Source organism: Kosakonia quasisacchari, from assembly GCF_004331415.1.
GTDB lineage: Bacteria > Pseudomonadota > Gammaproteobacteria > Enterobacterales > Enterobacteriaceae > Kosakonia > Kosakonia quasisacchari.
The window spans coordinates 1-12,853 of sequence record NZ_SJOP01000007.1 but is presented as its reverse complement, the minus strand read 5'-3'; the positions used below and the strand labels follow the sequence as shown (position 1 = coordinate 12,853).

Annotated in this window: 8 protein-coding genes and 1 pseudogene; 5 read left to right on the top strand and 4 right to left on the bottom strand. The window is 52.5% G+C overall.

Going from position 1 to position 12,853, the window contains the following annotated elements; all coding sequences use genetic code 11:
• Positions 1 to 5 precede the first annotated feature (5 nt).
• Both E0L21_RS08985 and E0L21_RS08980 read left to right on the top strand, forming a co-directional pair.
• Positions 6 to 941, top strand: coding sequence for a GlxA family transcriptional regulator (locus E0L21_RS08985; protein WP_131408677.1), 936 nt, complete (start codon positions 6 to 8; stop codon positions 939 to 941).
• 115 nt (positions 942 to 1,056) lie between these two features.
• Positions 1,057 to 1,347, top strand: a complete 291-nt coding sequence (locus E0L21_RS08980) for a putative quinol monooxygenase (RefSeq protein WP_131408675.1) — start codon at positions 1,057 to 1,059, stop codon at positions 1,345 to 1,347.
• Between the two features lie 77 nt (positions 1,348 to 1,424).
• Here the strand turns inward: E0L21_RS08980 and E0L21_RS08975 are convergent, their stop codons facing one another.
• Positions 1,425 to 2,357 carry an AraC family transcriptional regulator gene (locus E0L21_RS08975; protein ID WP_131408673.1) on the bottom strand — a complete coding sequence of 311 codons (933 nt, stop codon included), beginning with the start codon at positions 2,355 to 2,357 and terminating at the stop codon, positions 1,425 to 1,427.
• 121 nt (positions 2,358 to 2,478) lie between these two features.
• On the opposite strand from E0L21_RS08975, the gene E0L21_RS08970 reads away from it, so the two are divergent.
• Positions 2,479 to 3,018: a carboxymuconolactone decarboxylase family protein gene (locus E0L21_RS08970; RefSeq protein WP_131408671.1), complete on the top strand. Its 540-nt coding sequence runs from the start codon at positions 2,479 to 2,481 to the stop codon at positions 3,016 to 3,018.
• A gap of 505 nt (positions 3,019 to 3,523) precedes the next feature.
• Here E0L21_RS08970 and E0L21_RS08965 read toward each other — a convergent pair.
• On the bottom strand, positions 3,524 to 3,916 hold the full coding sequence (locus E0L21_RS08965; RefSeq protein ID WP_268886886.1) for an SDR family oxidoreductase: 393 nt from the start codon (positions 3,914 to 3,916) through the stop codon (positions 3,524 to 3,526).
• Positions 3,917 to 4,019: 103 nt separating this feature from the next.
• Here E0L21_RS08965 and E0L21_RS25220 point away from each other — a divergent pair.
• Positions 4,020 to 4,944 (top strand): annotated as a pseudogene (locus tag E0L21_RS25220) (oxidoreductase).
• Between the two features lie 186 nt (positions 4,945 to 5,130).
• Positions 5,131 to 5,886: a hypothetical protein gene (locus E0L21_RS08955; protein ID WP_131408669.1), complete on the top strand. Its 756-nt coding sequence runs from the start codon at positions 5,131 to 5,133 to the stop codon at positions 5,884 to 5,886.
• A 193-nt stretch (positions 5,887 to 6,079) separates the two neighbouring features.
• Here the strand turns inward: E0L21_RS08955 and E0L21_RS08950 are convergent, their stop codons facing one another.
• Both E0L21_RS08950 and E0L21_RS08945 read right to left on the bottom strand, forming a co-directional pair.
• Complete coding sequence (locus E0L21_RS08950; protein WP_131408667.1) at positions 6,080 to 6,325, bottom strand: Imm74 family immunity protein; 246 nt, start codon at positions 6,323 to 6,325, stop codon at positions 6,080 to 6,082.
• A partial coding sequence (locus tag E0L21_RS08945) for a hemagglutinin repeat-containing protein (protein WP_208430924.1) occupies positions 6,322 to 12,853 on the bottom strand: 6,532 nt, incomplete at its 5' end. The genes E0L21_RS08945 and E0L21_RS08950, both read right to left, overlap by 4 nt.

Here is a 12,853-nt window from a genome sequence, read left to right as displayed (position 1 = left end):
TCGCGATGCACAAAATTGGATTACTTATTTCCGACCATTTTCAGATGCTGGCGCTGTCCACATTGACGGTGTTTGAGTTCGCCAACCTTGTTGCCGATGAAGCGTTGTATCAGCCAACGGTCTACTCAGAGTTTGGCGGCACCGTTTATTCCTCATCCGGCATTGGCGTCGAATCCCGGCCATTGGAAAGCGTCACCCAAATCGATACATGGCTGGTCGCGGGTGTGCTGTCGCCCGTGGATGAACCGGCCAGCGCTGGCATCGTTCACTTTCTGCAAACCACCGCGCTACAGGCGCGCCGCATCGCGGGGATCTGCACCGGCGCATTTGTGCTGGCGCAGGCGGGTTTGCTGGATAAAAAGCGCGCCACTACGCACTGGGCGCACGCCCGAAGCCTGGAGCTGCAACATCCGGACGTTCAGCTTGAAGACGATCGCATTTTTATCATTGATGATCGCATCTGGACGTCAGCCGGAATGACGGCCGGGTTGGATATGGCGCTCGGCATGGTGGAAAAAGATCTGGGTGCCGAGGTAGCACGTGTCGTTGCGCACCGGCTGGTGATGAATCAACGCCGTTCCGGCGGACAGACGCAGCACTCTGAAATGCTGACGCTGGCACCACGCTCGGATCGGCTGCAAAGTGCGCTGGAATACGCCCGCAATAATCTGAAAAAAGCGCTGACGGTGGAGCTGCTGGCCGATACGGTTCACGTGAGCGCCCGCCAGCTCAGTCGCCTGTTTCGCCAGGAGACGGGCAAATCGCCAGCGAAGGCGATTGAAGGATTACGGCTGGAAGCAGCGAGGCTGATGATTGAGCAAAGCCGGCTTTCGCTGGATACGATTGCCCGTGAAGCCGGTTTTCGCGATGGTCGCCATATGCGGGAAGTTTTCGTACGTGGGTACGGTATCCCGCCGCAGTCGCTACGCACCGGCCGCTAAGGTTTCATGCTGATTTTCATTCCTGCGGTGAAAGAGCTAATGCCAAAAACGGGTTTTTTATGCTGGCAGGCGGCGTAGACTGACCTGAACTTTCCTATGAAATCAGGAGCATAAAATGAGTGATACCGTAACGGTTGTTGCGACCATTACCGCCCATATCGATAGCCGTGAAAAAGTGGCTCAGGCGCTTAAAACCGTTGAACAAGCCGTGCAGGGTGAACCGGGTTGTCTCTCTTATCAGCTGCATGTCAACCGTGAAAACAACCACCAGTTCGTGATGATTGAGCGCTGGGCATCGGCAAAAATGCTGGAGCAACACAGTCAGGCCGCGCCATTCAGGGCATTAGTGGGTGCCATTGACGGGCTCGCCGACCTTAACGTCATGACCCTGAGCAGTGGTGCTTAACCGTTAAATATTTTCTTGTAGCATTCTCTTTAAACGGGTTGGTGATCTTTACCAGCCCGTTTTGGCATTTACAGACGCTATGGCTGAGGCGTTTGCAGATGGGTGCGGCGCTTTCGGTATTGCGCAGGACTCACGCCATACAGCCGTTTAAATCCTTTCGAAAAAGAGGACAGCGAGAGAAACCCGCATCGTTCGGCAACGGCGTCAACAGTTAAACCCATTTGCGTAATGAGTAACTGCGAAGCGATCGCCATGCGCAGTTGGGAAAGCCACGCCTGCGGCGTAAGCGGATAGCTGCGGGCAAAATAGCGGGCAAATGTCGCACGGGATAAAAAGCACCGCTCGGCCATCGTTTCCATTGTCCACGGATGCGCAGGATCGGCGATGACGGCCAGTAACGCGGGGGCAAGCCGTTTATTGCTCATCAGCCTGAGCAGGCCAGCGGGCGGCTCATGTAACGAGAGTAAAAGGCGCAAGATAAGCGCCAGCAGCGTATTGGCCAGCCCTTTGGCAATCGTCGCATTCCCCGGTAACGAACCGAGACTTTCTCGCACCAGCATCATCAGCAACATTTCCAGTTCAGGACACGCTTGCCAGTGGTTCGTTTGCAGATGGATAAGGTGGCTTTCATGGGCAAACAACCAGCCGCTGTGCGGGCCAAAATCAAATTCACCGCACAGCACTTCCACCGCTGCCCCCTTCGCCGGGCTTCGAACTTCTGTCAGGATACCGTTGTCATGCTTTAACGCCGGAACCACCTGCCCCCACTCGACCAGGCTCTGGAGCAGATGCGGCGAACCGTGGGGAAGCAGGAGCACATCGCCCGCTCGCACATCCACATTTCTGCCTTCTACCACCAGCCTCGCTTCACCATGTAAAACCACATGCCAGGGCACCACGCCAGGCGCAAGCTGGTCATGACCGGCTTCCCAGCGACCAGCAAAGCAACAATGAAGATTCACAGCGCAGGTTGGCGCCAGCATCGCAAGCAGTTGGCTGAGGCTATCCACATTTCCCTCTGAGACGATAAGACAAAAAATAGAGACGATGTATAACGGTTACCCGGAAGCTATCTCCCTATTATGAGCACATCGCCAATACGGCGGACCCATACACTGACAGGAGATAATCATGAGCCGTTTAACATTCATTCAACCCGAAAACGCCACCGATAAAACCGCCGATCTTTTCGGTGCCATTAAGAAAGCGATGGGTAAAGTGCCTAATGCCTACCAGACCATTGGCATTGCCCCGGATATGCTTGCTCAGGCGTTACAACATAATGCCGCACTGGCAAAAAGTACGCTGAATAAAAAAGAACTGGAAGCAATCAACTTACTGGTCAGTGAAATTTCCGGCTGTGACTACTGCCTGGCCGCGCATACATTAACGGGAAAAATGGCGGGTTATAGCGTAGAGCAAACGCAACAGCTGCGCCGTGGCGAATTCCCGGAAGATGCGCACATTGACGCGCTGTTGAAATTCGTTAAAACCGTGGTCACCACGCACGGCACACTGCCGGCGGAAAAGGTCGAATCGCTGCGCAGCGCCGGTTTTGAGGATCGTCAGATTGTCGAGATAATCAGCGCCATCAGCGCTATTTTGTTTACCAATATGATCAACCGCGTCAACGACACGGTTGTGGATTTCCCGAAAGCCGCCGCACTGTAACGCTCCACTGGCTTCCCGCATGGTGAGGAAGCCAGGTTTTCCCTTCCTGTTTCCCAGCCCCTCAGACTTCGTTATCATGCTGCCCTGGCAGAGTGATCGCTAACCAGAACAACAAAAGATTCACTCATACATTTCACGATAATGGACATCACTGACCGATGAGTACTATCGACAATTTCGACGCACATACGCCCATGATGCATTGGTGTTTTATAGTTGATTAATATAGATATTTATTGAAATTTAATTCAAACCTACAACTTAACCTATAGTATATGCAAACAGTGAATACCAGATGCCAATAGTTTTAGGAATCTTTGTTCATCGCGCATCGCCAGATACTTACAAGCCCTATAAGTACCCTTCCCACTAATGCCCTAAAAAATCTTTCTGTGTACAGCATGTAAGTTCTATGAATGTCCGCTCAATGCTGTAAGCGAACATTAAAAAAACACTGGCGTGTCCTTGAGGGGGTAATCAAGCCATCCCTTCAGAGCACCAAGTTTCAGAATATTAAGTTTCCTATCGATGCACCGACATCCACATACAGTGTCTGCCCGGTCATAAAGGCCGCATCTTCTGACAGCAGAAAAGCAATGGTTGCCGCGATTTCGTCTGGTTTACCAAATCGCTTCATTAGCACGCTTTTGATGTATCTCTCTTCCCCCACGCTCCCCGGTGGATTGTTCGCCCGAAACAGCTCCGTTTCAGTTGGTCCCGGCGCAATTACGTTTACTGTTATACCGGTCTGAGCAAGCTCCAGTGCCCAGTTACGGGTAAAGCTGATCAGTGAAGCTTTTGCAGCAGCATAAGCAGTCCGCTCTACACTACCTAGTACGGTAAGGCTGGAAAAATTGATGATTCTTCCCCAGCCTCTGCCTTTCATACCGGGAAATATGGCCTGTGTTCCCTATATTGCCGGATTTAGATTGACGTACATAACCTCTTCGAACGATGCTAAGTCAACCTGACCGAGACGCTGCGGCTTAACCAGACCCACATTGTTGACGATACCCGAACAGTTTCTTCTGGATAGCAGCAATCAGCGTACCGACAACTATGGCGGTGCCCTTGAAAACCGGGCGAGCTTTCTGCTTGATTCCGTTGGCGTCCTGACTGATATCTGGGGCCCAGGACGGGGTGCTGTGCGCATTTCTCCGAGCGGTATATATGGTGATATGCATGACAGAGATCCGACAGCCACTTTCCGTTATACCCAGTTTGGTCGTGCGATGCACGAACTGAATATCCAGACTATCTGCGCCAATACAAGTTCTGCCAAAGGCCATGTGGAACGTGCCATCTGACACTTCTGGATCGCCTTGTAAAGGAGCTCCGGCTCAGGTGCATTTCATCAGCGGATGCAGCCAATGATTTTGGAGATGAGTTTATGGCCGATTACAATCAGCACCTTGCGAAAGCGCCTCGGCACGACTTTGATAAACATCGACCACTTGAAAATGATGATGATCTGGCCACATTTTCCACATGGCGTGAACCGCGCCATGTGGAAAATTCCTGACTGTACAATATGACAAAGTGCTCTATATGATCGAAGACAGTGAGTTAAGGCGAAGGGCTATCGGAAAATATATCGAAGTCTGGCACTATCCTGATGGGAAAAAAGAACTTCGGCTCAACGGTACACATCTTCCCTACTCTACTTATGATCGCTTTCCAGAAATCGACAAGGGAGCTATCGTCAACAACAAGCGCCTCGGACGTACACACGAATTTATCAAACTGGTTCAGGATAAACACGACAACATCCATTCACAGGCGATCTCTGCCGGAGATTCCCCTTGGAGACGACGTAGAAAACCAACAGAGAACAGATCCCAGCGTTCATTGAACGGCTATGACATGTTAGATGCGTTGAAGGCATTTCAGTCACGTTTTGGAGAAATTTTAGGTAAAAGGAAATAGCTTCAATGATATTATATAAAAGATAATATCAGGACACCACGGTAAAGCGCGGTATGTTTTAAAGCCCCCGAACTGCTTCGCGGTAATTAGCGAGGTATGTTCTTGATAACTAGATTACAAATGACATAGAAATTTGATAGATTCGAATGAATCAAAAATAAGAGTTAAAAAATTAGGGAGATTTTGGTGGACTTAGACAATGCGGTAGATGCAGCAAAGAAAATCGGCGGAAAACCATTGTCAGATGTATTATTCGACAGGTTAAGAAATAATTTCTACGGATATATTTTAACGTCCTTAATTCTTTTCAACTTAGAAAATATTATCCTAGTGTTCAAGTCGAAAGACAGTATCGAATTGACCCTCATTTACATCGGGTTGCAAAAAAGTTTTCTCTGGAACTTCTTCTGGGAACCGATTCTCTGGGGAATGGGAGCTGCGATAGTCATGCCCATTATTACAGCTTCATATGCATTGATAGTGGGAGTCATAAATGCAATTAGAGACGATAGTGGCACTGTGGGGGCTGATCTATGGGAAGCATTCAAGAAAAGCTCAGAAGCGAAACGAGACGCGGCACGTCTTGAGAAAAGCAAAATTGAGGAAAGGTCTGAAGAATTATCCACTAACTGCCAAAGAGAAGAAATCCGTATAAATGATTTAAAAGAATGGCGAATACAACTTGAGGATTATCTTTTAAAATTTGTTCGTATTTACGAATCCTACAGCCATAGTAATTTGGATAATAGGGATTTAGCAGGGTTTATAGCGGCTATTGAAGAAAGTGAAATAACCAAGAAATTTCCACGCTCACTTCAATTGAAAAACATGATAGAGTTCATTAAAAGTGAAACCACAGTGACCGAAAGTTCCGAAGCAGATTTAGATGCAGGAGCTAATAACTCCAGCGAAATCCACACAGCCTCCAAAAAAAGTAACTGATACTCACCGGCGGGATCACTTTCCGCCGCTCTTCGCGTACTCAGCAAACGCTTCAGGCGTAGCCAAGGGTGCTGGATTACGCACAGGCAGATGTTGTTTACCCTTGCGGCGAAAGTTCAGCTTCAGCAGACAGTAAAAAGGTTAGTAGTATTAAATCCAGCCTCAACCGCCCCTCCAGAACCTTTTGCACATACTAATTTTCAACTTCTAAGGTATGCCCCCCTTTAGAAAAATCGGTCTGAATATCAGCAATAACCATATCGACATCATCAACAGTCATACCCTGACTTTGGTTAGGCGCATCCCAAAACCTCAAAGCCCCTTTGTACAACACAAAGCCAATTTTATCGTTACCGGGAAAGAACATCTCACCTTGAACGGTCGCCGTCCTATCTCCAATTTTTACTTGGATATGACCCCGAGAGACTTCAAGAATCATTGTTTCCCCCTCACATAAATAACTTTCTCGACCATTGTTACAGGGTCAATAGTAATAATTTTATCTACATTAGCATTTTTCATCAACGCAGGTAACTCAGCTGTTTCCCAAACATTTCCCGGTCGTAGACTCTGTCCGATTACTGCACGTACCGTTCCAGATACTCCACTTGCATATTCCGCAGAGATGTCTTGCCATGCCTTCACAACAGCCGGATTTGTAGCGTCCCATGCGGGCATTTGTATGCCACGTTGAGCAATCAATGCTTCAAGGGTTGTCCCTCCCTGTTGCGCTGCAATCTGCTGGGCTATATCTGCACCGCCAACTCCATCAGTTCGACCAGACCAAAAAAACGCCTCACCTGGATTAGTCGATACATCTTTTGCACCAACATCGGCATTAACGTAGTGTTCGGAAACCGTAGTAGCTTTTCCTGCACTCCCTACTCCACCAATCCCCGCTACCCCAACCTGTGTCAGACCATAAATGCCCTCGGAGTAAGCAGGAGGTACACCTAAACCTTCCAGTAGCCACGCACCACTCGTTTTCTGGTCTTCTCCAGACAGGAAAGCGTTCCACCCGGCGTTAGCCGTATCCAGCCCAGACGCTGCCAGATAACTCCCGGCCAGACAAGTTACGCCGCCCGTGCATACTGCCACGCCCCCTACGGCTTGTAGCTCTCCGCCAGTAAATTGCGCCAGACCGCCTATTCGCGTTCCCACATTGTAGCGTGAGAGTGTGTCGCCAGTCTGATCGCTGAGCGAATACCCGAACATCGGCACACTGGCATAGGTGTAACTGCCCATCGCGTAGATCAGTTGATTGCTACTCTGTGACGCCAACTGCGTGCGCTCGCTCGCATATGCGTCACTGTTACCTAACTGCTCCAGTGCTTGCGCTTTGATGTAATCCGCAGAACCTTCCGCAAACTCAGCGGAACATTTGACCAACGCACAGGCCGCTGCTTTCAGACGCGCTTCTTTTTCTTTATCCCCACCGGATAATTGCTGGATACGGGCTATTTCATCAGGATGCAATTGCCGGTTATAACGTTCAGCATCCAGTGATACTGCTGCACCGGACTGCGCACCGTTTGTTCCACCAATCACCCCGCCTATTGCGCTACCGCTCAGTGCGGCGGCCCATTGGGTAATCGCCCCTCTTTCATTGCGGTCCAGCTGCGTATTGTTACTCAGATAGATATCAACCATCTGACCAAACACTTCACTGCTCAATCCAGCAAGCCCACCGGCCAGCGCATTCCCGCCGCCCATACTCGCCTGGATGGCACCTATCACACCGTGAATAGCCGCTTTTTCCGGGCTATCCGCCGCCCATCCCATCGCCTCACCAATATCTCCGGCGGCAGTGTTCGCCATCTGCCCGAACACCGCGGCCAGTTCTTGCTGCTCTGCGATTTTCTTCTGATCAAAGATTTTATCGATATGACCATTGGCGTTGTCGGTGTCACGACTTAACCCTGTAACATCCTGCGTTTGCTGATCTCCAGCACGTATTACGATGCTGCCTGCAGCAATGGCGGATTGCGTTGTACCTGAAGCCGCACCGCTGCTCGCCACACTGATGGCAGGCACAACACCACCGCTGTTTACACGCTCGCCTTTGTCATTGTTTCCTGATGAGAAACCACCGGAAAGGCCTTTGCTACTGGCGCTGTACTGCGCTTTGTTATCTATGTCACGCCATCCTAACGTACCGGTATCAAGCAGGTTCTTATCTGCTGTTGCAGTACTGGCTATGACCGCGCCATCCAGTTGGGTATGGTTACCGACCGTAATATCAAACCCTTTATTCCCGGCAAACAACCCGCTTTGCTCACCGACGCTGGCGTAGTCGCTGTCGGTTTTGCTTTTATTCACACTCAGGGAGGCGGAACCGGTCATTGACCCAAAGGTGAAACTGGCACCGCCGCTCACGCTTTTCTGCTGGCTGTGGTACTCGTCAGTATCCTGCAGGCTGGTAACCGTCAGGTTACGTCCCACCTCTGCAGTGATTTTTTCACCCAATGCCTGTGCGCCGGAGATGACCGTATCTCCACCGCTGCTCAGACTCAGCTCGTTGCTGGCGTTGACGCGCGTATTTACATATTCGGTACTCTTACCGTCAGCCGTTCCTTTTGACTGGTAACCATTGGCTGACACACCTATTCCTGTCTCCTGACCCAGTGATAGATGCACCCCCACATTCCAGCCGCTGCTGCTATTCTTGCTGGTTTGTTCAGTGTTGTTCGATGCCGCATCCAGCAACAGGTTATTCTGCGCCACAAGAGTGACATTCTTGCCCGTCACGCCACTGCCGCTGATGTGAAGGTCTCCGCTACTCCCGTTCGCTCCCGTCGCCACCAGCGTTGTATTTCCTCCTGCACTGAGCGTACTGCCACGAACCTGATTTTGTGTAGAACTGGACTCTGACGAACTCTTACTCGAACCGACGCTTACCTCCACCTTGACGGCATTCATATTGCCCTGGGCTATATCAGCCGCCATAGAAGGAGCTTGCGAGGCAGCCACCCATGCATTTTTTGCTGCCTGCACGGCATACAGGGTTTTCAGTCGTTCATCGCTGACTTCCTGGCTGCGTTTCAGTGTACTGTTGGCTGCCATCGCGGCATCGATCACAGGACTCGATACGGATAATGTCAGACCACTCTTCTTCTGCTCGAAACGTTCCTTGCGTTTCAGTAGATCGTTACCCGGGTCAACGATAATTTCCCCTGCGACCACGTTCAGATTTTTATCTGCAATCACATCAGCGCCACTGATGTGCGCTTTTTCACCGGCGACAATATTGGCGTTACCCCCCGTTGAGCCAATGGTGCTCACACTCTGGCTCTGGGTGGTCCCCTGCTCTTTCAGGCTCTGCTTCGTACTGGAACTGCCAATGGTAAAACCGATGCCGCCGGACCCCATCAGGCCGCTCTTTTTCTTCTCCTTAAACTGCCAGTTCGAGTCGGTATTGGTGGCGGCGGTGATATCAACATTGTGGCCCGCACTGAGCGCCACATCGCCGTCACCCACCACGGACGAACCTTTCACCAGCAGGTCATGGCCGGATTTCACCGTCACGTTATCGCCGCTCAGCAGCGTTCCGGCTTCGCGCGTGGCGCTCTGCTCGGAAATGGTGTGCGTTTTGGTTTTACTGAGGAAACCGCTTTTGGTTTTGGTCTCTTCTTTGTAGTGATAATCGCTCTCGGTGGCGGTCGTCAGGTTCACATCGCGCCCGGCCTGCACGCCGATATCGCCTTTCGCCGTCACCTGCGCCGCTTCGGCGTTCATATCGCGTCCGGCGAGGATCGTGGTTCCCGTGCCGCTGGCGATTTCGGTGCCCTGCTGGCGCACCTGCTCGTTGATCACCGTTTTCTTGCTGGCTTTGTAGCTGTCGCCCTGAGTGGTGGCTTCCGCCAGCAGATTGATATCGCGCCCCGCCTGCATGCCGACCTGTTGTTCAGCCGCCAGCCCGGCTGCCTGTGAATTGATGTCCTGGCCTGCGGTAAGTATCAGGTTATTGCCCGCGCTGACGGTGGTGCGATCAAGCCCGGTGCTGTGGCTTTCGCTTTTGCCGTTGCGGGTGTTATTACTGGTCTGCTGCGCGTTGAGGTTCAGATCGTGGCCCGCTGACAGCTTCGCGTCTTTCCCGGCGCTGACATCGCTGGCGCTGAGCGTCAGGTCGTTACCCGCCTGCATGCCAAGGTTGCCGCCGGCAGTGATACCGCTTCCCTGATACGACACCTGCTCGCGGCCCGTTGCCGTCTGGCGGAGATAACCCGCGTTAAAACCCGACTGGCTGTACGCGTCATTTTTCTGAATCGCGTTAACGGCGATATTGCCACCGGCATCCATCAGCAGATCGCCGCCCGCTTTCAGCGTGGCACCGGTCAGGGTGATATCTTTACCCGCTGCCAGCGACAGGCCATCGCTGGCGGTAATGCTGGCGATAGTGCCAAGCGTGGTGTTTTTGAGGCTGACCGAGCCATATTTGCTTTTCGCATCCAGCGAGAACTGATCGGCCAGCGTGACGTTATTAATGCTGCCGTCGAGACTCTCCAGCGCCACGGTTTTGCCGCTGATAGTGGAACTGAGGTTGCTGATATCGCCAATGGCGCTGAGACTGACGTTGCCGCCCGCTTTCATCAGCGCATCGTTGCTGTTGGTGATGACCCCGTCGCTCTCCACGCTGAGGTTGTTGCGCGCCAGCAGCGTGCCGCCGGTGTTGGCGACACTGCCCCCTTCGAGGCTGACATTGTTCCCGGCAATCACACTGCCGTTATTGACCGTGACATCTTTCGGCGACAGGTAGACTTTCGGGATCAGCACCGTTTCGCCATTGATGGTGGCGCTTTCCCACCACAGGATGCTGTGATCGAGCGCGGCGATTTGATCGGCATTGAGCGCCACACCAAACTGCAGCCCCAGCGGCTGCTGTGCGTTAGCGGCGTTGTCCATCAGATACTGCATCTGCGCGAGATCGGAGCCAATACCGTTCAGATAGCGGTTACCGGTCTGGTTCAGCACGACATTGCTGACATAGCGCGTGTCAAACGCCGCATCGCCGAGGAAGCGATAGTCATGATCCGGGTTAAGTTTGATGCGATCCAGCATGTAGGCGGAGCCGAGGAACTGCTTCTCATCGGTGTAAGTGCTGCTGGTTTCGCGCGGGGCGGCAGACGGCGTGACGCCGAGCAGTTTGTTCAGATCGCCAAACAGCGCCGGATCTAACTGGCCAAGCCCGTCGAGTTTCGGGTTAACGGTGATGAGGTACGGGCTTTTCGGGTTAGCCGACACCACAAAGTAGCCGTTATTACCGGAAGGCAGCGGGTACGCGCTGGTATCAACGGATTTCCCCTGATGCGAGTCGAGCGCGCCAGCGTGGGTGTATTTCAGCACCGCACTGGTGACTCCCGCGTTTGTCAGACCGCCCGCATTGCCACCGTTAATCTGCTGCAGTGCGTTCTGCAGTTGATCCTGCCACTGCGGGGAATTCACCGATACGGGGCCTGCGGCGAGCGTCTGTTTTGCCACGCTACCGCCAATACTCTGATTGCTCAGGGTATTCAGTGACGGCGCGGTGATGGTACCGCTGACGCCACCGGCATTCGCGGTCGTACTGGTGTTGCTGATATTGCTGCTGAAGTTGGCGCTGACATTGCCACCGGCCTGGATAACAGCACGGTAAATTGCGCCATTTGTCCGTTCAGTTCTGACCTCACCCGTTGCGTTGTAATGAAGAGTATCTGAGTCCAGATATTCATACTCACCAAAATGATCTGGCAACTTTGGATGTGATGAACCGTTTGCGTAAACAGTTTCCGAAGTAACAAAAACCAGATACTTTTTCTCTGTTCCGGCCTGCCATGATTGGTTATCCAGCGTATTCCCGGAAAGGCTAAAGTCATTACCAGCGCTGAGAATTCCCGCTTGATTAAGTATGTTATTTGCATGGATCGTGAAATTATGCGCAGAAGAAATGCGGGGTTGGTTACCCACGGCTCCCACTGAAATATTACTTTCTGATACCAGGAAGGTTTTATAACGTGCACGTTCGAAAACCCCTGGGCTCCATACAATGTCAGTGTCAAAACCGTCGCCATGTGGACTACCCAAAGACCTGCTATAAGCAACTTCATTTTCTCCCATGGCGTTAATTGGGATATCTGCCCCGCCATTATGGATCCAGGAAGGTAGAGCGATATTACTGTCGGCACTTTGTGAAATAGCCAGAGAAACATACTGATTCGCAAAGTGATCGGTATTAATGGTGATATCGCCGTTGCGGGTCTCAATATTGCCGGAGGTGTTCACCACCTCGGTGTTGGCGTTGCCCGCCGCGTCGCGCTGCAGCCTCAGGTTGTTGCCCGCCAGCATATCGCCGCGCTGGTTAGTAATACTGCCAGCGTACAGCGCCAGGTTATTCGCCGCGTACAGCAGCGCGGTGTTCACAATACTGCCCGGCGCACTGAGCGTCAGGCTGCCGAGTGTGCCGGCAAAGCCGTTCGCCGTGATATTGCCCCGGCTCGCCAGCGTCACATCGCCGCCGCCCTGCAGCGAACTGTTGCCGTTGAGCACAATGGCGCTGCCGCTTAACGTACTCGCGCCGCTGCCGGTGGTGATTTGCCCGTTGTTGGTCAGTTGCCCGCCCGCACTCAGGTTCACCGCCTGGCCCTGCATCACGCTCTGGTTATCTATCGCCCCGTTACTGGTGATACTCAGGGTTTTCCCCGCCGCCAGCGCAGTTTTACCGGTAAACGTATCGGCCAGCTGCAGCGTCAGGTTGCCGAGCGCCACGATTTGCCCCAGCGCGTTCAGCCCGGTCGCCCCCACAAACAGGTCTCCGCCGCTGAAGAGCCTGCCGGCGGCGGACTGGTTCACCTGCGCGGCGTTCACCGTCAGCTGGCGGCTGCCCAGCAGCGTGCCGTTGTTGGTAAGCTGGCGGTAATTCAGCGTCAGGTCATTCGCCTGGGTGATGCCCTGGTTCGTGAAGGTGTCGCCGGTAAGCGTCATCCGGTCGGCA